The 25,107-nt window shown below is 65.9% G+C and carries 26 protein-coding genes; 16 read left to right on the top strand and 10 right to left on the bottom strand.

Annotated features, from left to right (window positions below):
* Positions 1 to 129: 129 nt before the first annotated feature.
* The 5 genes from RPB_RS18545 to RPB_RS18565 form a co-directional block, all read right to left on the bottom strand.
* Entirely contained in the window at positions 130 to 1,038 is a 909-nt protein-coding gene (locus tag RPB_RS18545; protein ID WP_011442555.1) for an AAA family ATPase, read from the bottom strand.
* 47 nt (positions 1,039 to 1,085) lie between these two features.
* Positions 1,086 to 1,892: an FAD binding domain-containing protein gene (locus RPB_RS18550; protein WP_011442556.1), complete on the bottom strand. Its 807-nt coding sequence runs from the start codon at positions 1,890 to 1,892 to the stop codon at positions 1,086 to 1,088.
* Between the two features lie 51 nt (positions 1,893 to 1,943).
* Positions 1,944 to 2,429 carry a (2Fe-2S)-binding protein gene (locus tag RPB_RS18555; RefSeq protein ID WP_041798341.1) on the bottom strand — a complete coding sequence of 162 codons (486 nt, stop codon included), beginning with the start codon at positions 2,427 to 2,429 and terminating at the stop codon, positions 1,944 to 1,946.
* 187 nt (positions 2,430 to 2,616) lie between these two features.
* Positions 2,617 to 3,078 carry a CoxG family protein gene (locus RPB_RS18560; protein WP_041798342.1) on the bottom strand — a complete coding sequence of 154 codons (462 nt, stop codon included), beginning with the start codon at positions 3,076 to 3,078 and terminating at the stop codon, positions 2,617 to 2,619.
* A 170-nt stretch (positions 3,079 to 3,248) separates the two neighbouring features.
* Complete coding sequence (locus RPB_RS18565; RefSeq protein WP_011442559.1) at positions 3,249 to 3,776, bottom strand: hypothetical protein; 528 nt, start codon at positions 3,774 to 3,776, stop codon at positions 3,249 to 3,251.
* A gap of 447 nt (positions 3,777 to 4,223) precedes the next feature.
* Between RPB_RS18565 and RPB_RS18570 the strand changes: the two genes are divergently transcribed.
* The 5 genes from RPB_RS18570 (at position 4,224) to RPB_RS18590 (ending at position 9,514) form a co-directional block, all read left to right on the top strand.
* Positions 4,224 to 5,141 (top strand): ABC transporter permease subunit, encoded by a 918-nt coding sequence (locus tag RPB_RS18570; protein ID WP_011442560.1) that lies wholly within the window; start codon positions 4,224 to 4,226, stop codon positions 5,139 to 5,141.
* 9 nt (positions 5,142 to 5,150) lie between these two features.
* Entirely contained in the window at positions 5,151 to 6,482 is a 1,332-nt protein-coding gene (gene livM, locus RPB_RS18575) for a high-affinity branched-chain amino acid ABC transporter permease LivM (protein WP_011442561.1), read from the top strand.
* Positions 6,479 to 7,318: an ABC transporter ATP-binding protein gene (locus RPB_RS18580; protein ID WP_011442562.1), complete on the top strand. Its 840-nt coding sequence runs from the start codon at positions 6,479 to 6,481 to the stop codon at positions 7,316 to 7,318. Before livM ends, RPB_RS18580 begins: the two co-directional genes overlap by 4 nt.
* Positions 7,319 to 7,490: 172 nt before the next feature.
* Positions 7,491 to 8,231: an ABC transporter ATP-binding protein gene (locus RPB_RS18585; protein ID WP_011442563.1), complete on the top strand. Its 741-nt coding sequence runs from the start codon at positions 7,491 to 7,493 to the stop codon at positions 8,229 to 8,231.
* Positions 8,232 to 8,398: 167 nt separating this feature from the next.
* Complete coding sequence (locus RPB_RS18590) at positions 8,399 to 9,514, top strand: branched-chain amino acid ABC transporter substrate-binding protein (RefSeq protein ID WP_011442564.1); 1,116 nt, start codon at positions 8,399 to 8,401, stop codon at positions 9,512 to 9,514.
* A gap of 293 nt (positions 9,515 to 9,807) precedes the next feature.
* On the opposite strand, the gene RPB_RS18595 is transcribed toward RPB_RS18590, so the two are convergent.
* Positions 9,808 to 10,542, bottom strand: coding sequence for a cytochrome c biogenesis CcdA family protein (locus tag RPB_RS18595; RefSeq protein WP_011442565.1), 735 nt, complete (start codon positions 10,540 to 10,542; stop codon positions 9,808 to 9,810).
* Positions 10,543 to 10,688: 146 nt separating this feature from the next.
* Here RPB_RS18595 and RPB_RS18600 point away from each other — a divergent pair, with 146 nt between their 5' ends.
* On the top strand, positions 10,689 to 11,684 hold the full coding sequence (locus tag RPB_RS18600) for a P1 family peptidase (RefSeq protein ID WP_011442566.1): 996 nt from the start codon (positions 10,689 to 10,691) through the stop codon (positions 11,682 to 11,684).
* Here RPB_RS18600 and RPB_RS18605 read toward each other — a convergent pair.
* Positions 11,674 to 12,432, bottom strand: a complete 759-nt coding sequence (locus RPB_RS18605) for an EF-hand domain-containing protein (protein WP_011442567.1) — start codon at positions 12,430 to 12,432, stop codon at positions 11,674 to 11,676. The genes RPB_RS18600 and RPB_RS18605 overlap by 11 nt on opposite strands.
* Before the next feature lie 271 nt (positions 12,433 to 12,703).
* Here RPB_RS18605 and rpe point away from each other — a divergent pair, with 271 nt between their 5' ends.
* A complete protein-coding gene (gene rpe / locus RPB_RS18610) occupies positions 12,704 to 13,402 on the top strand; it encodes a ribulose-phosphate 3-epimerase (RefSeq protein ID WP_011442568.1) in 699 nt (232 codons plus the stop codon).
* Between the two features lie 1,198 nt (positions 13,403 to 14,600).
* On the opposite strand, the gene RPB_RS18615 is transcribed toward rpe, so the two are convergent.
* Entirely contained in the window at positions 14,601 to 14,750 is a 150-nt protein-coding gene (locus tag RPB_RS18615) for a hypothetical protein (RefSeq protein ID WP_245258258.1), read from the bottom strand.
* Positions 14,751 to 14,903: 153 nt separating this feature from the next.
* Here RPB_RS18615 and RPB_RS18620 point away from each other — a divergent pair, with 153 nt between their 5' ends.
* Positions 14,904 to 15,479, top strand: a complete 576-nt coding sequence (locus RPB_RS18620) for a hypothetical protein (RefSeq protein WP_011442570.1) — start codon at positions 14,904 to 14,906, stop codon at positions 15,477 to 15,479.
* Positions 15,480 to 15,563: 84 nt separating this feature from the next.
* Here RPB_RS18620 and RPB_RS18625 read toward each other — a convergent pair whose 3' ends face one another.
* A complete protein-coding gene (locus RPB_RS18625; RefSeq protein ID WP_011442571.1) occupies positions 15,564 to 15,962 on the bottom strand; it encodes a hypothetical protein in 399 nt (132 codons plus the stop codon).
* 299 nt (positions 15,963 to 16,261) lie between these two features.
* Here RPB_RS18625 and purB point away from each other — a divergent pair, with 299 nt between their 5' ends.
* The 8 genes from purB (at position 16,262) to RPB_RS18660 (ending at position 23,137) form a co-directional block, all read left to right on the top strand.
* Complete coding sequence (gene purB, locus RPB_RS18630) at positions 16,262 to 17,569, top strand: adenylosuccinate lyase (RefSeq protein WP_041798343.1); 1,308 nt, start codon at positions 16,262 to 16,264, stop codon at positions 17,567 to 17,569.
* Positions 17,570 to 17,856: 287 nt separating this feature from the next.
* Positions 17,857 to 18,651, top strand: a complete 795-nt coding sequence (murI, locus tag RPB_RS18635) for a glutamate racemase (protein ID WP_011442573.1) — start codon at positions 17,857 to 17,859, stop codon at positions 18,649 to 18,651.
* 54 nt (positions 18,652 to 18,705) lie between these two features.
* Positions 18,706 to 19,089, top strand: coding sequence for a cupin domain-containing protein (locus RPB_RS18640; RefSeq protein ID WP_011442574.1), 384 nt, complete (start codon positions 18,706 to 18,708; stop codon positions 19,087 to 19,089).
* A gap of 3 nt (positions 19,090 to 19,092) precedes the next feature.
* A complete protein-coding gene (locus tag RPB_RS18645) occupies positions 19,093 to 19,878 on the top strand; it encodes a hypothetical protein (RefSeq protein ID WP_011442575.1) in 786 nt (261 codons plus the stop codon).
* 123 nt (positions 19,879 to 20,001) lie between these two features.
* Positions 20,002 to 20,256, top strand: a complete 255-nt coding sequence (locus tag RPB_RS24280) for a hypothetical protein (RefSeq protein ID WP_157038863.1) — start codon at positions 20,002 to 20,004, stop codon at positions 20,254 to 20,256.
* Complete coding sequence (locus RPB_RS18650) at positions 20,243 to 20,782, top strand: hypothetical protein (RefSeq protein ID WP_011442577.1); 540 nt, start codon at positions 20,243 to 20,245, stop codon at positions 20,780 to 20,782. Before RPB_RS24280 ends, RPB_RS18650 begins: the two co-directional genes overlap by 14 nt.
* A gap of 229 nt (positions 20,783 to 21,011) precedes the next feature.
* Positions 21,012 to 21,629 (top strand): 30S ribosomal protein S4, encoded by a 618-nt coding sequence (gene rpsD, locus RPB_RS18655; protein ID WP_011442578.1) that lies wholly within the window; start codon positions 21,012 to 21,014, stop codon positions 21,627 to 21,629.
* Positions 21,630 to 22,069: 440 nt separating this feature from the next.
* Positions 22,070 to 23,137: a threonine aldolase family protein gene (locus RPB_RS18660; RefSeq protein WP_011442579.1), complete on the top strand. Its 1,068-nt coding sequence runs from the start codon at positions 22,070 to 22,072 to the stop codon at positions 23,135 to 23,137.
* A 652-nt stretch (positions 23,138 to 23,789) separates the two neighbouring features.
* On the opposite strand, the gene RPB_RS18670 is transcribed toward RPB_RS18660, so the two are convergent.
* Positions 23,790 to 25,079 carry a serine hydrolase domain-containing protein gene (locus tag RPB_RS18670; RefSeq protein ID WP_041798866.1) on the bottom strand — a complete coding sequence of 430 codons (1,290 nt, stop codon included), beginning with the start codon at positions 25,077 to 25,079 and terminating at the stop codon, positions 23,790 to 23,792.
* Positions 25,080 to 25,107: the final 28 nt, after the last annotated feature.

Raw genomic sequence — 25,107 nt, forward strand, 5'->3', positions numbered from 1 at the left:
CTGCGTGAGGGCGACGCGAGCACAGTGCCCGTTGCTCCCCCACCCCAACCCTCCCCCGCAAGAGCGGGAGAGGGAGCGCGCTGCCGATGCGGCGGAGGCCGAGCCACACAACAAACGCAGAGATTCTGACTACGTCTCTTCGGTCGCTTCCTTCAGGACCTTCTGCAGCGTGTCGCCCTGCATCCTTGTGATGTCGTCCTGGTACTTCAGCAGCGCGCCGAGCGTGTCGCCGACGACTTCGGCGGTGAGCGCGCGGGCGTCGAGTTCGGTCAGCGCAGTCGCCCAGTCGAGCGTCTCGGCGACGCCGGGTGATTTGTAGAAATCCTGTGCACGCAGCGCCTGCACGAAGTTCACCACCTGCTGCGACAGCTTCGCGGAGATCCCGGGCACGCGCGACTTGACGATCGCCAGCTCGCGCTGAGCGTTCGGATAGTCGACCCAGTGATACAGGCAGCGCCGCTTCAGCGCGTCGTGGATTTCGCGGGTGCGGTTGGAGGTGACGATGACGATCGGCGGCTGCGGCGCCTTGATGGTGCCGAATTCCGGGATCGTCACCTGATAGTCGCTCAGCACTTCGAGCAGATACGCCTCGAAGGCTTCGTCGGCGCGGTCGAGTTCATCGATCAGCAGCACCGGGGCGCCCGCCATGTCGGGCTCCAGCGCCTGCAGCAGCGGCCGCTTGATGAGATAATGCTCGGAGAAGATGTCGCTGGAGAGCTGCGCACGATCGGTGTCGCCGGCGGCCTCCGCGAGCCGGATCGCGATCATCTGCGCCGATGAGTTCCACTCATAGACCGCTGACGAAACGTCGAGGCCCTCGTAGCACTGCAGCCGGATCAGCCGGCGGCCGAGCGCGGCCGAAAGTACCTTGGCGATCTCGGTCTTGCCGACGCCGGCCTCGCCTTCGAGAAACAGCGGCCGGTTCATCCGCAGCGCCAGGAACACCACCGTCGCCAGCGCCCGCTCGGCGAGATAGCCGCGGCTCGTCAGCATTGCGAGCGTCGCGTCGACCGATGCGGGAGGCGCCGTGACGCTCATGGGGTAGCACTCATGGGGTGACGCTCATGGGCGGACCGATCGCAAGGTCACGCCTTGCCGTTGGCGGCATCGACCGCGCGCTTGGCCAGCACGCCGATCAGATGCGCGCGATATTCGGCGCTGCCGTGCAGATCGCTGTTGAGCCCGTCATGCGGGACATGGATGCCGTCGAGCGACTTCGAATTGAACCGCGCCTTCAGCGCCTCCTCGAAGGCGGTGACGCGGAATACGCCGTCCGAACCGGCGCCGGTGACCGCGACGCCGACATCCGACGGACGCCGGGCGACGAACACGCCGACCAGCGCGTAGCGCGAGGCCTGGTTGCGGAATTTGACGTAGGCGGCCTTCTTCGGCAGCGGAAACTGCACCTTGACGATGATCTCGTCCGGCTCCAGCGCGGTGGTGAACAGGCCCTGGAAGAACTCCTCCGGCTTCAGCTTGCGCTTGTTGGTGACGATGGTGGCGCCGAGCGCCATCACCGCCGCCGGATAGTCGGCGGTCGGATCGTTGTTGGCGAGCGAGCCGCCGATTGTGCCCTTGTGGCGCACCGCGGGATCGCCGATCAGCGACGCCAGCTCCGCCAGCGCCGGGATCGCCTCGCCGACGATCGGCGATGCGGCGACCTCGGCGTGCTTGGCGGTGGCGCCGATCACCAGCGAGCGGCCCTTCATCTCGATGCCGTTCAGCCCTTCGATGTGCGACAGGTCGACCAGATGCGGCGGCGCGGCGAGCCGCTGCTTCATCACCGGCAGCAGCGTGTGGCCACCGGCGATCAGCTTGGAATCCTCGTTCTTGATCAGCAGATTCGCGGCCTGGCGGACCGTCGCGGGGCGGTGATATTTGAAATCGTACATTGAGCTTCCCTGGGCCGCTCGGCCTGCGCTTTGATCGTTGCCCGAAACTGGTTACGCGAGATCGGAATTCGCCATCGCCTTGGCGCCGGCCGCGATCGACAGCACGATGTTCTGATAGCCGGTGCAGCGGCACAGATTGCCTTCGAGCTCCTCGCGAATCGTGGCGTCTGACAGCTCATGCCCCTTGCGGTGCACCAGATCGACCGCGGTCATGATCATGCCCGGCGTGCAGAAACCGCATTGCAGCCCGTGATGTTCGCGAAATGCCTCCTGCATCGGATGCAGCGGCGCGCCATCGGCGGCCAGTCCCTCGATCGTCGTCACTTCATGGCCGTCCGCCATCACCGCCAGCGTGGTGCAGGACTTCACCGCCTTGCCGTCGAGATGCACGACGCAGGCGCCGCACTGCGACGTGTCGCAGCCGACATGGGTGCCCGTGAGCCGCAGATGCTCGCGCAGAAACTGCACCAGCAGCGTGCGCGGATCGACATTCGCGGTCACGGGATTGCCATTCACGATCAGGGAAATCTTGGCCATCGGCCCTCTCATTCATGTCACACCGCCGCGTTGCACGGCAGTCAGCTCGCGTCTTAGTTGTGTTTCTTGAACATATCTTAGGGGGCAACACCCGGATCGGCAACCTCGGATCGGATTGTCGAAATCGCGCGGCCCATGAACAAGGACAGTGATAACGAGAGCGTGATCGGGGATCGCTGCGGCGCAATCAGGTGCCGCCATTGCCCTCGACGGCCTTGGAGAAATTGGCGAAGAACTCGTCGGCGAGCTTCTTGGCCGAGCCGTTGATCAGCCGCTGCCCGAGCTGCGCCAGCTTGCCGCCGATATGCGCCTCGACGTCGTAGGACAGCAGCGTGCCGCCGTCCTTGTCGGACAGGCCGACGACGGCGCCGCCTTTGGCGAAGCCGGCGACGCCGCCCTCGCCCTCGCCGGTGATCTTGTAGCCGTTCGGCGGGTCGAGATCGCTGAGCGTCACGCGGCCCTTGAAGCGCGCCGACACCGGGCCGACCTTCAACTTGGCCACCGCGCGAAAACCGCTGTCGTCCTCGGTCTTCTCCAGCTCTTCGCAGCCGGGGATGCACTGCTTCAGCACGTCAGGATCGTTCAGTTTGCTCCACACCAGATCTTTCGGCGCGCCCAGTTGGACTTCGCCGTTCATCGTCATGGCCATGGATTCTCCTCCCGCAATCGTCAGCCGCCTTGATCGGCGGCATTGCCGGACGACTAAAGCACGCCGTTTGCAAAAGCAAAAGTAGCAAGGCACCGCAAGTCGCTACGGGCCAAGCATAGAAGCTTTGCGCATTGCGATATAGGTCGGCTTCGGAGGTTGTCGGATCGCGATCAGGAATTCTGCTGCGCGTGCGGATAGTTCGGCATCATCTCGGGCTGCGCCGCAACCTTGGCGACGGATTCCACCGGCCGCTCAACCAGCATCACGATCGCAGTGCCGAGCAGCAACAGCAGTTCGGTCGCGTGCAGCCGCATCGCTTCCGCCTCGCCGACCTGGGAGGCCATGATCATGCTGGCGAAGCTGATCACGCTGCCCAGCGTCAGCGCGATCGCCAGCGGCTCGTCGGAGCCGCCGGTCTTCCGGATCGACGGTCGCGTCAGCAGCGCGACGAATACAATGAAGAACGCCGCCACTGTGAGTTTGGCGAGTGCGAGCATCCAGGCGGTCCGCACCGTGTCGGTGGCGGCGAGATGGAAGTGATCGCCGAGGAAGATCGCCACCGAGATATTCGGCCGATCGTACAAAGCATGGATCGGCGACACCATGATCTTGAAGGCGACCATCAGCCAGGTCGGGACGAAATAGGCCGCGAGCAGCACGCCGTTTACAGAGCTGATCCGCCAATTCGTCGTCATCATCGTAGATTCCCGCTGCCGGCCTTCCCGACCGGGGAAGTTTGCGTCGAGCTAATCCCGGTTAACGACGAGCGACAACGGAAAGGCTTTGTTAACCTTAATGGCCGTTAACCCTGTGGATGACGCCACCGCCCCGCCCTGAATCACCCCTTCGGGAACGGAATTTGCCTTTTGCTGAGTGGCCTGGTGGCCTGCCGCGCGCGACCGGCGCCGACCAATCGGCCCCCCGGGAACCATCGTCGTCCACAGGGAAGAAGGTCGCATTGGCAGGGCTGTTGCCGTAACCAGTTACAACTGTTACAAAATCTCAAAGCGACGCGACGTTCCGGCTGCCGGGGCCCTCGCCGCATCGCGTCTCCAGCGCGGCGGGTGCCTGACAGCGGCTCGCATCGCCGGTGAGACTTCGCCTATGAGATTTGGATCCATTCGGACCTCAGACCACGGCAGCGCATGGATTATTTCGCTCAGCAGCTCATCAACGGCCTCGTCCTCGGCTCGATCTACGGCCTGATCGCGATCGGCTACACGATGGTCTACGGCATCGTCGGCATGATCAATTTCGCCCATGGTGACATTTTCATGATCGGCGGCTTCATCGCCCTGATCAGCTTCCTGATCCTGGTGTCGTTCGGCCTCACCTTCGTGCCGCTGATCCTGCTGGTGGTGCTGCTGGTGTCGATGGCGATCACGGCGCTGTACGGCTGGACGGTCGAGCGCATCGCCTATCGCCCGCTGCGGAATTCGTTCCGGCTCGCGCCGATGCTGTCGGCGATCGGCATGTCGTTCGTGCTGATGAATTTCGCGCAGGTCGCCCAGGGCGCCCGAGTCAAGCCGGTGCCGCCGATCATCACCGGCGGCTACACGCTTCACGAGAGCGCCGACGGCTTCAACGTTCAGCTTTCCAATGTGCAGATCGTGGTGGTGATCACCACGATCGTGCTGCTCGCGATCTTCACATGGCTGGTGGCGAAAACCCGGCTCGGCCGCGACATGCGCGCCTGCGAGCAGGACCGGACCATGGCCTCGCTGCTCGGCGTCGACGTCGACCGCACCATCTCGATGACCTTCGTGATCGGCGCCGCGCTCGCCTCGGTCGCGGGCATGATGTACCTGCTGTATTACGGCTTGGTCGATTTCTTCATGGGATTCGTCGCCGGCATCAAGGCGTTCACCGCGGCCGTGCTCGGCGGCATCGGTTCGCTGCCCGGCGCGATGCTCGGCGGCCTGCTGATCGGGCTGATCGAGACGTTCTGGTCGGCCTATTTCTCGGTCGAGTACAAGGACGTCGCGGCGTTCTCGATCCTCATCGTCGTGTTGATCTTCATGCCGACCGGCCTGCTGGGCCGGCCGGAAGTCGAAAAAGTCTGAGCGGGCGCAGTGGCTCATCCCGTTCACGCCGCCGCTGCCACCGCCGCCAAACCGGCCGCGAATATCGGTTTCATCCTCAAGAAAGCCCTGATCAGCGCCCTCGTGGCGCTGGTTCTGTTTTCGCTGATGATCGGCGTGCGAACCGAGGCCGGGCCCGAAGGACAACTGATCTACTGGACCCGGTTCGGGGACCTTGCCGGCATGGTCGCCGCGGTATTCGTCGGCTCGATCGTCGTCGAACTGCTGCGCCATTGGTGGGGACCGGTCGAGACGCCGCGGCTGATGCCCGAAGGCGCCCGCAAGACGCTCGGTGTCGCCGGCCGCGCGGTCGCGCCGGTGCTGCTGATCTTCACGATTCTGGTGCCGGTGATCTTCTACGACCAGCGCTACATTCTCGACCTCGGCATTCTCGTCCTGACCTATGTGATGCTCGGCTGGGGCCTGAATATCGTGGTCGGCCTCGCCGGCCTGCTGGACCTCGGCTACGTCGCGTTCTACGCCGTCGGCGCCTATTCCTACGCGCTGCTCGCCACCAATTTCGACCTGTCGTTCTGGATCTGCCTGCCGCTCGCCGGCATCCTCGCCGCGTTCTGGGGCGTGCTGCTCGGCTTTCCGGTGCTGCGGCTGCGCGGCGACTATCTGGCCATCGTCACGCTGGCCTTCGGCGAAATCATCCGCCTCGTCATCATCAATTGGCAGAGCCTGACCGGCGGTCCGAACGGCATCAGCGGCATTCCGCGGCCGACGCTGTTCGGCATCCCGCTGGTGCCTGGCGAGAACGGCCTCGCCGCGATGCTCGGGATTCCATTCTCGCCGTCGCACCGGCTGGTGTTCCTGTTCTATCTGATCCTGGCGCTGGCGCTGATCACCAACTGGGCGACGATCCGGCTTCGCCGGCTGCCGATCGGCCGCGCCTGGGAAGCGCTGCGCGAGGACGAGGTCGCCTGCCGCGCGCTCGGCATCAACACCACCACGACCAAGTTGACGGCGTTCGCCACCGGCGCGATGTTCGGCGGCTTCGCCGGCGCGTTCTTCGCCACAAGGCAGGGCTTCATCTCGCCGGAATCCTTCACCTTCCAGGAATCCGCGCTGGTGCTGGCGATCGTCGTGCTCGGCGGCATGGGCTCGCAGCTCGGCGTCGCGCTGGCCGCGCTGGCGCTGATCGGCGGCTTCGAGCTGTTCCGCGGGCTCGATCAGTTCCGCATGCTGGTGTTCGGCCTGTCGATGGTGCTGCTGATGGTATGGCGACCGCGCGGCCTGATCGGCCACCGCGCGCCGACCGTGTATCTGCAGCACAATCAGGCGATCTCGTCCGACCTCGTCAAGGAGGGCCATGGATGAGCAACGCCCCCCCCATTCTCCGCGTCGAGGGACTGACAATGCGGTTCGGCGGCATCGTCGCCGTCAACGAATTGTCGTTCGAGGCGCAGCGCGGCAAGATCACCGCCCTGATCGGCCCGAACGGCGCCGGCAAGACCACGGTGTTCAATTGCATCACCGGTTTCTACAAGCCGAGCGCCGGCGCGATCGGCCTGCAGCATCCCGGCGGCGACAGCTACCGGCTCGACAAGCTCAACGACTTCCGCATCACCAAGATCGCCAAGGTCGCACGCACCTTCCAGAACATCCGGCTGTTCGCCGGCATGACCGCGCTGGAAAACCTGATGGTGGCGCAGCACAACAAGCTGATGCTCGCATCCGGTCTGACCTTTCTCGGCCTGTTCGGCGCGCCGTCCTGGCGCGCGGCGGAAAAGCAGGCGATCGAGCGCGCCACCTTCTGGCTGAAGCAGATCGGCCTCTTGGAGCGCGCCGACGAGGCCGCCGGCAATCTGCCTTACGGCGATCAACGGCGGCTGGAGATCGCGCGGGCGATGTGCACCGAGCCGGTGCTGCTGTGCCTCGACGAGCCGGCCGCCGGCCTCAATGCGCGCGAGAGCGCGGCGCTCAGCGAGTTGCTGCTCTCGATCCGCGACGACCACGGGACCTCGATCCTCCTGATCGAGCACGACATGAGCGTGGTGATGGAAATCTCCGACGCCGTCGTCGTGCTCGACTACGGCGTCAAGATCGCCGAGGGCACGCCGCAGCAGATCCGCGACGACCAGCGCGTCATCGCCGCCTATCTCGGCGTCGAGGACGAAGAGGTCGAAGCCGTCGAGCAGGAGCTCGGGCTGTGACCTGGCTCTCCCCATTTGCGGCGTCATGGCCGGGCTTGACCCGGCCATCCCCCGCTTCGTCATTGCGAGGAGCGAAGCGACGAAGCAATCCAGCGCAGTGCCCAGCGCTGGATTGCTTCGCTTCGCTCGCAATGACGGTCGCGGAGGGCGTAGGGTTCATCGAGGTCGCGTCATGACCTCCGCCCCGCCTCTCCTCAGTATCGAAAACCTGCGCGCAGCCTACGGCAAGATCGAGGCGCTGAAGGGCGTCGATCTCGATATCAAGCCCGGCGAGATCGTCGCGCTGATCGGCGCCAACGGCGCCGGCAAGTCGACGCTGATGATGACGATTTTCGGCAAGCCGCGCGCCAAAACCGGCCGCATCGTATTCGACGGCATCGACATCACACAGATGCCGACCCACCTGATCGCGCGGATGAGCATCGCGCAATCGCCCGAGGGCCGGCGGATCTTTCCGCGGATGAGCGTCGCCGAAAATCTGCAGATGGGCGCCGATGCCGGTGACAGCACCGATGCCGAGCGCGCCGACGTGCTGGAACGCGTACTGACGCTGTTTCCGCGGCTGCGCGAACGCTATGGCCAGCGCGGCGGCACGCTATCGGGCGGCGAACAGCAGATGCTGGCGATCGGCCGCGCGCTGATGAGCCGGCCGCGGCTGCTGCTGCTCGATGAGCCCTCGCTCGGCCTCGCGCCGCTGATCACCCGGCAGATCTTCGAGGCCATCCGCACGCTGAACAGGCAGGACGGCCTGACCGTGCTGATCGTCGAGCAGAACGCCAACCACGCGCTGCGGCTGGCGCATCGCGGCTACGTGCTGGTCAACGGACTGATTACCCTGAGCGGCAGCGGCGCCGAATTGCTGGCGCGCCCGGAAGTCCGCGCCGCCTATCTCGAAGGCGGCCGCAAGGTGTGACACCACCGCCGTCGACCGCCTGCGGCAGAATGTGCCAGAGCGCTGCGGCGAAGTGCGCATTTTGTCGATGACTTGGCCGGAAAATCAGCCAACAATGCCACCAGGCTTCGCGCCTCGGCACGGCTCGGGCGCGCTGTTCGTTCGCACATTACCGCAGGGATCGATCCATGAAACTCAAGCTTCTCGGTTTGGCATTCGGCGCGTCGCTGGCGCTGTCGACCACGGCGCTGGCACAGGACATCAAGGTCGCGGTCTCGGGGCCGATGACCGGCAGCGAATCCGCGTTCGGACGGCAGTTGAAGAACGGCGCCGATCAGGCGGTCGCCGATCTCAACGCCGGCGGCGGCGTGCTCGGCAAGAAGCTGGCGCTGCAGATCGGCGACGACGCCTGCGATCCCAAGCAGGCACGCTCTATCGCCGAGAAACTGGCAGGCGAAGGCATCCCGTTCGTCGCCGGGCATTTCTGTTCGTCGTCGTCGATCCCGGCGTCGGAAGCCTATGCGGACGGCAACGTGCTGCAGATCACGCCCGCCTCGACCAACCCGCTGTTCACCGAGCGCAAGCTGTGGAACGTGCTGCGCGTCTGCGGCCGCGACGATCAGCAGGGCCTGATCGCCGCCGAGTACATCACCAAGAATTTCAAGGGCAAGAACGTCGCCATCCTCAACGACAAGACCACCTACGGCAAGGGTCTCGCCGATGAAACCAAGAAGGCGCTGAACAAGGCCGGCTTCCAGGAGAAGATGTTCGAGTCCTACAACAAGGGCGACAAGGACTTCAATTCGATCGTCTCGCGGCTGAAGCGCGACTCGATCGATCTCGTCTATATCGGCGGCTACCATCAGGAAGCCGGGCTGATCCTGCGGCAGATGCGCGACCAGGGCCTGAAGACCGCGATGATGGCCGGCGACGCGATGAACGACAAGGAATTCGCCTCGATCACCGGCCCGCTCGCCGAGGGCACGCTGTTCACCTTCGGCCCCGACCCGCGCAACAAGCCGACCGCCAAGGCGATCGTCGAGAAGTTCAAGGCCAAGGGCATCGATCCGGAAGGCTACACGCTCTACACCTACGCCGCGTTCCAGGTCTGGTCGCAGGCCGTCGCCAAGGCCAAGACCACCGATCCGAAGAAGGTGATCGACACCATCAAGGCCGGCGAATGGGACACCGTGCTCGGCAAGATGGCGTTCGACGCCAAGGGCGACATCAAGGCGATCGACTACGTCGTCTACAAATGGGACGCCAAGGGCAACTACGCGGAAATCCCCGGCAAGGCGATGTGAGGCGTTGGGCTTTCGATCGTCATTGCGAGGAGCGAAGCGACGAAGCAATCCAAACAGTGTTTGCTGCTCTGGATTGCTTCGCTACGTTCGCAATGACGTTGAAACAACGGTGCAAAGCCGTCACCGCCCGGCTCGACCGGGCGGCCCAGTATTCCAGAGCGCGACCGTCTAATCCATCAGAGCAACTGACACTCTGGGATAGTGGATCCTCCGCGTTCGCGGAGGATGACGTCCTTTGATGGCGATGCGCGTTCGACGAATATCGGCGCCTTACCAATTCAGCGCCGGCCGCCTCACCCGATCGTCCCCAGCGCCGGGAACGTATTCAGCAGCCAGACGCTGACGTCGGTGATGGCGCCGGTGAGGAAGGCGATGCCGGTCAGAACCATCAGCGCGCCCATCACGCGTTCGACGATGGCGAGGTGCTTCTTCATCCGCGCGAACAGGCCGGAGAACTGCTCGACCATCAAGGCCGCGAGCAGGAACGGAATGCCGAGGCCCGCGGAATAGACCGCCAGTAGCCCCGCGCCCTTCGCCACCGTGGCTTCGGCCGCGGCGACCGACAGGATCGCGGCGAGGATCGGGCCGATGCACGGCGTCCAGCCGAACGCGAAGGCGAGCCCCATCACATAGGCGCCCCACAGGCCCACTGGTTTTGGGATCGGCAGCCGGCCCTCGCGCATCAGGATGTTGAGCCGCGTCAGGCCGAGGAAATGCAGCCCCATCAGAATGATGACGATGCCGGCGACGATCGCGAGTTCGGCCGACCAGGCCCGGATCAGGCCGCCGACCAGGCTGGCGCTGGCGCCGAGTGCCACGAACACGGTCGAGAAGCCGAGCACGAAGACCAGCGCCGAGATCATCACGGCGCGTTTCGAATTGCGCTGGGATTCGTCGGCGGCGACGTGCTCGATGGTCGCGCCGGTCAGATAGATCAGGTATGGCGGCACCAGCGGGAGCACGCAGGGCGACAGGAAGCTGACCAAGCCGGCGAGCAGCGCCGCGGGGATCGAGACGTCATGGATCATGCGGCTACATGCACCTGCCCTCGTCGGCCGCGCAAGGCCCGCTGCGGCGAGCTTCCGCAGCTTGTGATCGCGGCGTGAGGGTTGCTCGACGAAGTGTTTATGCCGACAATATCGCTCTCCTCATGACCTTCACCGTTGGAACTGCCTTGAAGAACCTCATCACCGACATTGCCGGCGTCCGCGTCGGCCACGCCCACGACGAACGCTTGGCCTCCGGCGTCACCGCGATCCTGTTCGACACGCCGGCCGTCGCCTCGATCGACGTGCGCGGCGGCGGACCGGGGATTCGCGACGGCGTGCTGTTGGAGCCGGTCAATACCGTCGAGCAGGTCGACGGCTTCACGCTGTCGGGCGGCTCGGCGTTCGGGCTCGATTCCGGCGGCGGCGTGCAGGCCTGGCTCGCCGAACAGGGCCGCGGCTTCTCGATCGGCACCGCGACGATCCCGATCGTTCCGGGCGGCGTGATCTTCGACATGCTCAATGGCGGCGACAAGGCGTGGGGGCAATTCTCGCCCTATCGCGAGCTCGGCTATCAGGCCGCAGCGGCGGCAAGCGACGCCTTCGCGCTCGGCAGCGTCGGCGCGGGGCTCGGCGCGACCACGGCGAACTACAAAGGCGGGCTCGGCTCGGCCTCCGCGACGACGCCGGGCGGAATCATGGTCGGCGCGATCGCGGCGGTGAATGCGATCGGCAGCGTCACCATCGGCGACGGCCCGTGGTTCTGGTCGGCGCCTTACGAAGTCGGCGATGAGTTCGGCGGCTGCGGCATGCCGCAGCATTTCACCGACGAGATGCTGGCGGTGAAGATCAAGGGCGCCGCCGCCGCGACCGCGGAGAACACCACGCTGGTCGCGGTCGTCACCGACGCGCTGCTGACCAAGACGCAGGTGAAGCGGCTGGCGATGATGGCGCAGACCGGGTTTGCGCGGGCCATCTATCCGGTGCATGCGCCGCTCGACGGCGACGTGGTGTTCGCCGCCGCGACCGGCAACAAGCCGGTCGATCCGCTGGCGGGGCTCACCGAACTCGGCGCGATCGCCGCCAACACGGTGGCGCGGGCGATCGCGCGCGGCGTCTACGAGGCGACCGCGCTGCCGTTCAAGGACGCGCAGCCGGCGTGGCGCGATCAGTTCAGGCGCTGAGCGACACCGACGAGGTCGCCGAGGCCTGCAGCTGCGCCGCCTGGCGCTGGATCAACTGCTCGATGAAATTGTAGGACGCGGTCGCTTTGCTCGACGCGCTGCTGGCGCTGGCGGCCGAGGTCGTCGACACCGTCGAGCCGTCCGCATAGGTGATCGAGGTCGTGACCGAGCCGTCGGCATTGGTGACGCTGGTGGTCGACGCGCCCGAGCTCTCCTGCGACCCGCCGCCCGCGCCGCCGCCGCCCGCCTGAGCCTGCTGGCCCCTGCCCTTCAGCGCCGAGGACAATTCGTCGAGGCTGACCGAGCCGTCATTGTCGGCGTCGAGCTTGGCGAACACCTTGCTGGCATTCTCGGCATTGGTGCCGCCGGCGCCGAGCTTGTCCTGGAATTCGGACTGGCTGATGGCGCCGTCGCCATCGCCGTCGAGTTGCGAGAACAGATCCTTCAGCGCGGTGTCGCGGCTTTTCGTGGCGGTGGTCGACGCGTCGGTGGTCGACGTCTGGCTCTGCTGCTGCGCTGCGAGCAGCGCCTGCATCATCTCCGGCGACAGGCTGCTCGCCGGCGACGAACTGCTGCTGCTCGACGAGTCGAGCAGCGAACTGCTGGAGCTGGAGCTCGAATCCGAGCTGGAGGTTTCGAACGGGTTGCTGAGGCTGGTCGTCTTCGAGGACGACCCCGACGACGACGTGGAGCTCAGCGAATTGAGCAATCCGGACAGCGCACCGAGCGCGCCGAGGGCTGGCAACATGACGAGACTCCGTTCAACGCCGCGGACCGCGGCCGCAACTACGCACGCGCATTCTGTGCCATCGTTCAGCAATCGCCGTGCCAGCCGGAGAGCGCTTGGAATTGCAGGGATTTTCGCCGCGGTGCGGCGCCGCCCGGGCGGAAATTTCTGCCGCACCGGCACAACCTGCCGGCCCCATCGGTGCACCGCGGCAGCTTGCGGGGCCGCATTGCGAGGTCCCGGTCCGCGTGATAGCGAGGCTGATCGCTCTCACGCCGCACCGGAAGCTCCCATGACCCAGCTCGCGCCCCGCCCCCTCGTCATCGCGCCGTCGATCCTGGCGTCGGATTTCTCCAGGCTCGGCGAAGAGGTCCGCGCGGTCGATCAGGCCGGCGCCGACTGGATCCATCTCGACGTGATGGACGGGCATTTCGTGCCGAACATTTCCTACGGCCCCGACGTCATCAAGGCGATGCGGCCGCACACCACCAAGATCTTCGACGCGCATCTGATGATCGCGCCGTGCGATCCCTATCTCGAAGCCTTCGCCAAAGCCGGCTGCGACCACATCACCATCCACGCCGAAGCCGGTCCCCATCTGCACCGCTCGCTGCAGGCGATCCGCGCGCTCGGCAAGAAGGCCGGCGTCTCGCTCAACCCGTCGACGCCGGCCTCCGCGCTGGAATACGTCATCGACATGATCGACCTGGTGCTGGTGATGTCGGTCAACCCCGGCTTCGGCGGCCAGGCCTTCATCCCCTCCGCGATCAACAAGATCCAGGACATCCGCGCGATGACCGCGGGCCGCCCGATCGACATCGAAGTCGACGGCGGGGTGAGCGACAAAGTGTCGGGGCAAATAGCAGCCGCCGGCGCCAACGCGTTCGTGGCGGGCAGCGCGGTGTTCAAGGGCGGCACGGTGGAGAGCTACAAGGCGAATATCGACGCGATCAGGAATGCGGCGGCGATGGCGAGAGGAGAAGTGGTTTAGCTTTCCGCCGTCATTGCCGGGCTCGACCCGGCAATCCATCCTCTTCGTAAGATGCACTTCGGTCCGCGCGCTTCGCGCGCGATGGATGCGCGGGTCAAGCCCGCGCATGACGGGAGTGGAGGTGGCGAGCGCTGCTACCATCTCAGCAGCTGTCATCCTGAGCGCCGTCATCCTGAGGTGCTCGCCCGCAGGGCGAGCCTCGAAGGATGCGGACACGAGGGCTGAGCTTGCGGCCCATCCTTCGAGGCTCGCTGCGCTCGCGCCTCAGGATGACGTTGTGCAAGTTGATCGACCTGTCAAACAGCCACGGCAATTCTCTCTCGCGGCTCCATCGAGCCCGAGTTGTGCACCCGTCGCTGTCACAGCGAGGGGTGGGGGCGCGCCGGCCGGCGCGGGGTTTGGTGGTTTCTCGCGAGGGCTTGCGATCCCTCGCGCGTCGCCTTCCGGCGCGCCCACCGCGGCGCTTTCTGTCTTCGGGCCCGTGCTTCCGTTGACAGGCAAGGGTAATGAAACCCCACGGTCCGGCGGATTACGCCGCCTTCGCCTGCCCCCGTGCAGCGAACTAACAAGTCGCAGAGCCTCGTAGTAGGCCCGGACGGGTCCCCGAAGCCTCCCGGACGCGTGCTTGCGAGGCACGACGCGCAGGACGCCGCGTCTGTTCGATTTCCCCGGCACGGTGCCGGCGTCCTCGAACCATCGTTCCGGACCGGTTACCCGGCCCGCCGATCTGTCCCGCTTGTACGACGCCTCGCGAAGCGCCCCTCACGGACAGGACAGCGCGGACTATAATCATAATAGGAATTATGTCAAGAGGCGGATTTGCGCCGGACGCTCCGCGGCATGCCGGGCCGCAGCGCTAATCTGGTGGTTCCAGAATGTTTCAGCCGCTGCATCCGCATCGCGTCGTCCCCGCGCAGGCGGGGACCCATAACCCCTGGCTTTTCAAGTGAGTAACTCTGCCGCAGCGATTCAATCGGGATGCTGCGGCGTATGGGTCCCCGCCTGCGCGGGGACGACAGGGGATAGGCAGAGCCAAACCGCTGATCGACGCCGGGCGGGAATCGATATTCGATCGCGCTGCGGTTCTCGGGGCGACGCCAGAAACCGGGGGCCCGCATCTGCGGCGCAGCGCTGCGCGCTGCACCGCGTGCGGGACACGTTTCGTCTGGGAGTCGTTCAGGCCCGACTGCGCCGCGGACTACTTCTCCCGCTGATTGCTCGGGATGTCCTTGTATTCGTCGATCTCGGTGCCCTTGCCGTCGAGGCCGCGGCCGGGTGGGCGCTGGGCCTTGTCGCGGTTGCTGAGGATGTCGTCCTTGCGCACCTTCTCGTCTTCGAGCTCGGACATGGCGCCCGTTCCGCTGCGTTGACCTGCCGGCATGACGATCTCCTTTGCGTCGGTTGAGATGACCAACCCGCCGACGCCCGAAAAGGTCCCGTTCCGGGCTGCGGCCAATGGCGACGTGGTGAACCGGCCGACGCGCCCGCATGACTTACCGGTATGGCTTCTGAAACGACGATCCCCGACGCGTTCCGCTCCACGCTGTTCGAAGCGCCTCTGCGCCGCGCGCTCGATGCCGCGCTGCAGCCCGGCGAGCGCGTCCTGTGGCAGGCGCAGCCCGATGCCTCCGCGGCGATGATGATGGTGCGGGCGCTGTGGTGGATCGGCGTGCCGTGGCTGGCGCTTGCCCTGGTGGGGCTGTCGCGCGGCTGGCTCGGCGATTGGATCGGCTTGCCGCTGCTGTTCGGCGTCGCGCTGGTGCTGGGGCCGTTCGTCGTGCTGCTGCACCACCTGCATACGCTCTATGTCGTCACCGATCGCCGCGCGCTGATCCTGCGCGCCGGGCTCGGCCGGGACGGCGCGGTGGCGACCGATTTCGGCGCGATGAACCAGCTCGAAGTGCTCGACATTCGCGGCCGCCGCGGCCATCTCAGCTTCGCCTCCCGCGCCTCCACCGCCTCGCCCGACACCGACTTCACCGGCCGCTACGGCTTCCGCTTCCTGCCCGACGTCGCGGAGGCGCGCGGCGCCCTGGAAGCGGCCCGCGCTGCCGCCGGCCCGCACGGGCGCCGCTGAACGCGCGGCAATTCGGTGGCCTCCCCGCCCCGGACGAGCGGATGATAGTCGTTATCGGACCATTTTCTGGAGGCGGCGACGCGCTCAATCGTACCCCGTCCCGGGCCTGCTCCCCGGAATTTTCAAGAACTTGAATTTCTCCGGCAAATACTTCCGCACCAGGCCGTCGATGATTTCATGGCGACGGACGGTGACGCCCATCGGCGGCCATTCGGTCTCCTTGCCCACCACATCGACGACCAGATAGACACTCCATGGCGGGCAGTCGGCGAGCAGGCTCTGAACGTGCAGAATGTGTGCGACGGTCATCAGGTCGAGATTGAAGAAATAGACCATGTTGTTCGGCCAGCCGTAGTTGTCGTCAACCACCCAGAAATCGCCTCGGCCGAAGGCATCCTCTTTCCCCTGCCGTTCGAAAAAGGCGACAAGCTGTGCATACAGCCTGTCCCAGATTTGGTCCTGAAGATCCTCAGAGGACGACATCGATCGGCCTACTCACGCCCGCGGACAACCCCGCCGCAGCCAGTACATGCTTTCGCGCAGCCACAGCCTCATGTGGAAGCGCCGAATGCTCGGATCCCACCCTCAGTTTGGCGATTTCACGAACGTTCGCACAAATTCGCTCGACCCCAGCACAGATTCTGTTCCTTCCATCCAACCATCTATTAATGGATATTATCCTAGGATTATTCACTTATGTCAGGGAAGATCTGGTGGACTGTGGCCTCCCCGCCGCGCTTCTGCTAAAGCGCGGCGTAATCCCCCAACACGAAGAGTCTGTGATGATCCCGCGCTACACCCGTCCGGAAATGGCTGCCATCTGGGAGCCGCTCACCCGCTTCAAGATCTGGTTCGAGATCGAGGCCCACGCCTCGGACGCGCAGGCGGCGCTCGGCGTGATCCCGAAAGAGGCGGCGGAGACGATCTGGGCCAAGGGCAAGGACGCGGCGTTCGACGTGGCGCGGATCGACGAGATCGAGCGCGAGGTCAAGCACGACGTCATCGCGTTTCTGACGCATCTGGCCGAGTTCGTGGGTCCCTTGTCGCGCTTCGTGCATCAGGGCATGACCTCGTCGGACGTGCTCGACACCTGCTTCAACGTGCAGCTGGTGCGCGCCTCCGACATCCTGCTGGCCGATCTCGACAAGGTTCTCGCGGCGCTGAAGACGCGCGCGTTCGAACACAAGATGACGCCGTCGATCGGCCGCTCGCACGGCATCCATGCCGAGCCGGTGACGTTCGGCCTGAAGATGGCCTACGCCTACGCCGAATTCTCCCGCGCCCGCGATCGCCTGGTCGCCGCGCGCAAAGAAGTCGCGACCTGCGCGATCTCCGGTTCGGTCGGCACCTTCGCGCATATCGATCCGCGGGTCGAAGAACACGTCGCCAAGGCAATGGGCCTCGCGGTCGAGCCGGTGTCGACGCAAGTGATCCCGCGCGATCGCCACGCGATGTACTTCGCCACGCTGGGCGTGATCGCCTCGTCGGTCGAGCGGCTCGCCACCGAGCTGCGGCATCTGCAGCGCACCGAGGTGCTCGAGGCCGAGGAGTACTTCTCCGAGGGCCAGAAGGGCTCGTCCTCGATGCCGCACAAGCGCAACCCGGTGTTGACCGAGAATTTGACCGGCCTCGCCCGGATGGTGCGCGCCTATGCGATGCCGGCGATGGAGAACGTCGTGCTGTGGCACGAGCGCGACATCTCGCATTCCTCCGCCGAGCGCATGATCGCGCCGGACTCCACCGTGACGCTCGACTTCGCGCTCAATCGACTGGCGGGCGTGATCGAGAAGCTGGTGGTGTATCCCGACAACATGGCGAAAAATCTCGACCGCCTCGGCGGCCTGATCCATTCGCAGCGCCTGCTCACCGCGCTGACCCAGAAGGGCTGTTCGCGCGAGGAAAGCTACAAGCTGGTGCAGCGCAACGCGATGCCGGTGTGGCGCGGCGAAGGCGACTTCCTGACGCTGCTGAAGAAGGATCCGGACATGAAGAAGTACATGTCGGATGCGGAGATCGAGGAGCAGTTCGACCTCGGCTATCACCTCAAGCACGTCGACACGATCTTCCGGCGGGTGTTCGGCGAGAACTGAGCGACGCCTCTTCACCCTCCCCTGGAGGGGGAGGGTCGGCACGCAGCCCGCAGTGCGGGATGCGTGACGGGGTGGGGTGAGAAGCGGGCACGGCGGACGAACTCTTCGCCACCCCACCCCGCTCGCTGACGCGAGCGACCCTCCCCCTCCAGGGGAGGGTGATGCGCGTCGCGCCCGCGAACGTTCAGATGCGATAGCCCTGCCGCTCGCGGGGACAGGAACCGCGGGGCACAGCCATCCCGTTGCGCGGCTACCGAAAACTAACCAAGCTGGACTAGGATCGCGTCGTGGGTTCGCATCCGAACATTCTGGTTTTCGATTCCGGCCTCGGCGGGCTGACGGTGCTGCGCGAGGTCGTGAAACTGCGGCCGGATGCGCGCTACGTCTATGTCGGCGACGATGCGTTCTTCCCTTACGGCCAGAAGAGCGAGGAGGCGGTGATCGGCCGCGTCGTGCCGCTGATCGGCGAACTGATCGCGGAACACGCGCCGGACCTCGTGGTGATCGCCTGCAACACCGCCTCGACCATGACGCTGGCGCCGCTGCGGGCGCGCTACGCGGTGCCGTTCGTCGGCACCGTGCCGGCGATCAAGCCGGCCTGCGCGGCGTCCAGGACCAAGCGCGTTTCGGTGCTCGGCACCAGCGGCACGGTGCGGCTGGAATACACCCGCGCGCTGATCCGTGATTTCGCCGGCGGCTGCGACGTCAATCTGGTCGGCTCGGTGCATCTGGCCGCGCTGGCCGAGGCCGCGCTCGGCGGCGCCGACGTGCCGGACGAGGCGATCCGCGCCGAGATCGCGCCCTGCTTCGTCGCCGGCGACGGCGCGGACGACCGCACCGACAGCATCGTGCTCGCCTGCACGCATTACCCGCTGCTGCTCGACCGGCTGGTTCGGCTGGCGCCGTGGCCGGTGGACTGGATCGACCCGGCGCCGGCGATCGCCCGGCGGGTGGCCACGCTGCTCGGCGCGGGGTCCGGCCATGGCGACGCCCCCGGCGTTCGGATGGTGTTCACGTCCGGACGGCTACACCGTCTCACCACGACTATTTCTCCGTATTTGGGCGGACACATTTCGGCCTGAATGCTTTCCGCCGAGCCCCGGGACTGCTAGTTTCGCAGGCAGGGAGGAGCCGCAATGACCAAAACAACCTTGATCGCTCTCGCTTTCGTCGCGCTTGCCGGCGCCGCCTTCGCCCAGCAAAGCGGGATCAAGCGGACGCCGCTGCAGAAGGTCGAGTTCCCGGACGGCTTTGTGACGATCAGCGGGCTTGCGGAACTTCCTGCCGGCGGCAGCATTGGCCGCCACACCCACCCCGGAATCGAGACCGGGTATCTGCTGGAAGGTGAAGCTGTGATGAGCATCGACGGCCAGGCCGACAAACACCTCAAGGCCGGCGATTCCTATGCGATTCCCGCAGGCGTCGTGCACGACGCCAGGGTCCACGGCGACAAGGGCGCGAAAGTGCTGGCGGTTTGGGTGGTCGACAAGACCAAGCCGCTCGCCACGCCGGCGCCTTAGCCCGTGCGCGGAACCATTCGACGCATCCCGCTGCGGCGGCGGCTGGTCGCCGACCTGATGTGGGCCTCCGAGGGCGTGCCGCTGATCACCTATCAGCGCCGGCTCGGTCTGGCGCCGCTGGCGCAGGCCCGGGCGAGGCTGACCTCGCCGCCGGGCTTCGCCGCGATCATCGCCAAGGCATTCGCGCTGGTGGCGCGGGAGCAGCCGGTGCTGCGCACGCTGGTGATGGATTTCCCCTGGTCGCATTTCTACGAGCTGCCGCGCTGCGTCGGGGTGATCGCGATCGCCCGGCAGATCGACGGCGAGGACTGCGTCCTGGCGCAAAAGGTGGTCGCGCCCGACGAATTGTCGCTGGCCTGCGTCGACGGCCTGATCCGCGAGGCGCAATCCGCGCCGGTCGAGGAGGTGCCGATGTTCCGCAAAATGATGCGGATCAGCGCCCTGCCCTGGCCGCTGCGGCGATTCATCTGGTGGGGCGGGCTGTCGCTGGCCCGGCAGCGCGCGAATTATTTCGGCAGTTTCGGGCTGTCCTCGGTGTCGGCGATCGGCGCCGGCGACCTCTACCCGATCAGCCCCGGTCCCTACATGCTGAGCTTCGGCCGGCTCGACGAGGACGGCGGCCTCGACATGGTGATCCGATTCGACCACCGCCTGATCGACGCCGCCCCGATCGCCCGGATCATGACCCGGCTCGAACAGGTGCTGAACACCGCCATCACCAGCGAATTACAGGCGATGCAGCGCGGCCCCGCTGCGGCAAAGCCGCCGGTCCGGGCGGTGGGGGCGTAGCCGGAACCATCTGGCCAGGACTCATTAAGTATCTATATTTTATATTGAATTTCTAAGATCTCCGGCTTGAGCAACTCTAATGTTGACATTTGTTAACACGACTCCCAGATTTGGAGGGGCGTGATGGCTGGGCGGCCATCGCATCCGAGCAAGGAGATCGAGGCCGCCGTCGCGTTTGCCGAGGAGCAAGGGTGGTCGTGGGTCAAGGTCAGCGGACATGCGTGGGCCAAGCTGCTGTGTCCCCATCACGACCGCGATGGATGCGCGCTGTTCGTCTGGTCGACGCCGCGCAACCCGGAGAACCACGCCAAACAGCTACGCAGGCAGATCGCGCGATGCCCGCACCGTCCGGCAGGAGAAAACGATGAAAACCTTTGAGTTCCGCGTCATCGCCTCCGGCCTCGACCCCGACGCGGAGGATTTTGCCGACCGATTCTTTCAGGCCGGCTGCGACGACGCCACGATCTCCTTCCAGCGGGGACGAATCGTCCTCGACTTCGATCGCAGCGCGCGCTCGATCGGCGAAGCCATCGCCTCGGCGATGGAGTCCGTCCGGAAAGCGGGCGCAACTGTGGAGCGGATCGAGCCGGATCCGCTGGTCAGCCTGTCGGACATCGCAGCGCGAACAGGTCTGACGCGGGCCGCGATGACCCAGTATTCGAAACGGCAAAGGGGCAAGAACTTTCCCCCGCCGATCGCGCGGGTGACCTCCGACAGTCCGCTCTGGGATTGGGCCATTGTGGCGAAATGGCTGTATGCCAACAACAAGCTGAGCCGGGAGGCGGCAATCGAGGCCGAGGCGGTTCGCCTGGCCAACACGGCCGTCACCTCCCGCGACTCGCAGTTTCGCGAGTCACTCGAAAGCAGCGTGCAAGCCTACGCCCGGTCGCTCGAAGCGGCCTGATTTGCGGCTTTCCCATCGCGGACGGGCAAAGGCCGCGCCCCGGGCCGAATTGACATCCCCGCGGATTCTCCCTAGAAAGCCGCCAACAACGCGGGCCTTTCGGCCCGCGTTGCGTTTCGCGACCCGTGGTCCACCCCTCTTAAGCTTTGGGGCCGGACCTGTCGGCGGCGGGAATTTTCCGGCCGCACAGGAGGGCGCGTCTCCTCATCCCTGATCAACCGAGGACGCGATGACAAAGCGCAGTGAAGCCAAGTATAAAATCGACCGCCGGATGGGCCAGAATATCTGGGGCCGCCCGAAGAGCCCGGTCAACCGCCGCGAATACGGCCCCGGCCAGCACGGCCAGCGCCGCAAGGGCAAGCTCTCCGACTTCGGCGTGCAGCTGCGCGCCAAGCAGAAGCTGAAGGGCTATTACGCCAATATTTCCGAGCGCCAGTTCCATTCGATCTATGTCGAGGCCACCCGCCTCAAGGGCGATTCGGGCGAGAACCTGATCGGCCTCCTCGAGCGCCGGCTCGACACCGTGGTGTACCGCGCCAAATTCGTCTCGACGATGTTCGCGGCGCGCCAGTTCATCAATCACGGCCACATCAAGGTCAACGGCAAGCGGGTCAACATCTCGAGCTACAAGGTTCGCGTCGGCGACCTGATCGAGGTCAAGGAATCCTCGAAGCAGCTCGCCTTCGTGCTCGAAGCGAGCCAGCTCGCCGAACGCGACGTGCCGGACTACATCGAGGTCGACCACAACAAGATGACCGCCAAGTTCGGCCGCATCCCGGCTTTGACCGACGTGCCCTTCGCGGTTCAGATGGAGCCGCATCTGATCGTCGAATTCTATTCGCGCTAAGCGCTCTTGGCGCCGGCGATCGAATTTTCTTCGTACTGATTGCTGCTCAGTCCGATGCATCGAGGCCCCGGTTCGCCGGGGCCTTTTTGTTTTGGGCGGATTCTTGTTCGCGGCCGCTGCGAGGATCACCCTCCCCTGGAGGGGGAGGGTCGCTCGCGCAGCGAGCGGGGTGGGGTGGCGAAGAGTTCATCCGCCGTGCCCGCGGCTCACCCCACCCCGACGGGCACCGCGCTACGCGCGCTACCCGCCGACCCTCCCCCTCCAGGGGAGGGTGAAGAGAGCTCCGGTGAACCCGTCGAGTTCCTTCTGCTGTAGCCCGGCCCCGCGCGGGGAGAGGTGAGCGCGGCGCGCTGCGTAGCGTCCGGGGCGCCAAAACTCGATCTCGTCTGCGAGATCACGGCCATTCCTCGCTCCGCCGCCGCCGTGCTAATCTGCGCGCCATGGCCTACACCCCTGCCCCGCCCGATCCGAACGCGCCGCCCGTCCGGATCAATCTTCTCTCCGACACCCAGACGCGCCCCACGCCGGCGATGCGCGAGGCGATGGCGCGGGCCGCGGTCGGCGACGAGCAGACCGGCGACGATCCGACCGTCAACGCGCTGAACGAACGGGTCGCCGCACTGCTCGGCAAGGAAGCCGCGGTGTTCCTGCCGTCCGGCACGATGTGCAACGTCACCGCGACGCTCGCCACCTGCCGCCCCGGCGACGAGATCATCGCGCATCGCACCGCGCACATCCTGTCGCGCGAGGGCGGCGCGCATGCGGCGCTCGGCGGTTTCCAGATCACCGGCCTCGACGGCGACGACGGACAGTTCTCGCTCGATGCGTTCCGCGCCGCACTGCATCCGCGCTCGCGCTACGAGCCGCCGCAGACCATGGTCAGCGTCGAGCAGACCGCCAATATCGGCGGCGGCACGATCTGGCCGCAGGCCACGCTCGACGCCATCGCGGCGGCCGGCAAGGAAGCCGGGCTCGCCACCCATATGGACGGCGCAAGGCTGATGAACGCGGCGGTCGCCACCAGCATCGCGGCGCACGAGATGGCGGCGGGCTGGGATTCGGCGTGGATCGATTTCAGCAAGGGCCTCGGCGCGCCGGTCGGCGCATCGCTCGCCGGTTCACGCGCCTTCATCGACGAGGTCTGGCGCTGGAAGCAGCGGCTCGGCGGTTCGATGCGGCAGGCCGGAATCATCGCCGCCGCCTGCCACTACGCGCTCGATCATCACGTCGAACGCCTGGCGGAGGATCACGCCAACGCCCGCGCGCTGGCCGCAGGGCTGGCGCAGATCGCCGGCGTCGATGTGCAGCAGCCGCACACCAATCTGGTGTTCTTCCGGCCCGACGGCGCGGGCGTTGCCGGCGACGCGATGGTCGCCGAGCTGCGGCAGCGCGGCGTGCTGCTGGCGATGATGGACGGCCGGATCCGCGCCTGCACCCATCTCGACGTCAGCGCCGCGATGATCGACGAGACGCTGGCGCTGGTGCGCGAGATCGTGCGCAAGGCCTGAACGAAAAACGCGCGCCGCTCGGAGAGCAGCGCGCGTCGATGACTTCGTTTTCACACGCGCCGCCGAGAGCGGCGTGTGAGCACCGTCACAGGCAGAGGCGAACGCCGGCGGCGTTGACGACGCAGGCGCCCGGGCGGCCACCGCCGCGAACGCGGCCACGATCGCCCCGGCCACGCCCCCGACCACGGTCATAGCCGCGACCACGGCCGCGGCCGCGGCCGCGATCGCCACGATCACCGCGCTGCGCGAACGCTTCCGAGGTGGTTGCACCGGTGATCAAAGCGGTCGCGCCGACGAGGCTGAAACAATAGATGCTGGTCAAAATTGCAGCCGCGAGCACGCGCGACACGAGGCTTTTGCGACCGGGTTGTCTGTAGGTCATGAGATTCCTTTCCATATAGGGCGGCGACGGTGGGCCCAAATTGTCACAGGGTCAATTCGAAACCCACCACTCGGTTCAATGCTGATTGCAGGAACTTGCTCGCGGCGGCGTCAGGCCCCGCCGCGTGCAGTGCGATCCAGGTGTCGCAGTGGAGAAATGCGCAACGATCGAAACAGCCGTCGCGCCCGCGTCACAACGATGCGGGCGTGATATCCCGGCCGTTCGGCGCGGAACCGGATTCCCGACGGACGCCGGAGCGCCGGCACGCGCTCAGTTCGCCAGCGCCTCGTAGACCAGCTTCTTGAGCTCGCGCTGCACCGGCTGGCGCTGCGACGGGGTCTGCTCCATCAGCACGAAGAACATCTCCTGCTTCGGATCGACCACGAAGTAACAGCCGCTGGCGCCGTCCCATTTCAACTCGCCGAGTGAACCCGGCGGCGGTGGCTTGGCGTTGCCGGGGTCGGTGCGCACGGCGAGACCGTAGCCGTAGCCGAAGCCGTCGCCGGGGAAATAGAAATGATCGCGCGCGATGCCGGAGCTGGGACCGATGTGATCGGTGGTCATCGCCTTGAAGGCGGCTTCGCTGAGATAGCGCTTGCCGTCGAGTTCGCCCTTGTGCAGCAGCATCCGCACGAAGCGGATCACGTCCGACGGGGTCGAGGTCAGGCCGCCACCGCCCGACTCCCATTTCTTGACGATGTCCGGCCGGCTCGGCCGGCCGACGCGAAAATCGGCATCGTTCGGCATCGGCTGCGCCATCCGCGCCTTCTGCCCGTCTTCGGGCAGATAATAGCGCGTGTCCTTCATGCCGAGCGGGTCGAACAGCTTCTCCTTTTGATACTCATAGAACGATTTGCCCGCTGCCACTTCGATGACACGGCCGAGCACTTCGTAGGAATTGCCGTAGTCCCACAGCGTGCCGGGCTGCTCCTGCAGCGGCACTTTCGCGATCCGCTCGGCGAATTCGGCGTTGCTCGGATCGCCGTCGTAGATCTTCGCCGCCGCGATCGCCTTGCGCACCAGATTGTCGCCGTAGAAGCCGTAAGTGATGCCCGAGGTGTGCAACAGCAAATCGCTGATCTTGATCGGCCGCTTCAGCGTCTCGAAATCGAGATATTTTTCGCCGTCGTCGCGCTTCTTCTCGACGCCGACCTTGGTGTCGGCGAAGGCCGGAATGTACTTCGCCACCGGATCGTCGAGCTTCAGCTTGCCGTCGTCGACCAGCATCATCACCGCGACGGCGGTGAACGGCTTGGTCAGCGACGCCAGCCGGAAGATGGTGTCGTCGGTCATCGGCGCCTTGGTGGCGACGTCGCGCACGCCGAAATGCTTGTGGTAGACCGGCTTGCCGCGCTGCTCGATATACACCACCGCGCCGGGGATCTTGCCCTCGGCGATGATGCCGTTGAAGAACGCGTCGATGCGCTCGAGCTTGGGTTGGGAGAACTGCGCGCCCGGCGGCGGGTCGAAGGTTCCTTCCGCGGCGGCAGGGCCGGACGCCTGAACGGCGAACGCGACCAGCGCTCCGGCCAACAGCGTCCGCACGGCATGACGCAACATCATCAGTCTTCCTCCCGATTGTGACGGG

Origin of the sequence: Rhodopseudomonas palustris HaA2, assembly GCF_000013365.1 — a bacterium.
Lineage (GTDB): Bacteria > Pseudomonadota > Alphaproteobacteria > Rhizobiales > Xanthobacteraceae > Rhodopseudomonas > Rhodopseudomonas palustris_J.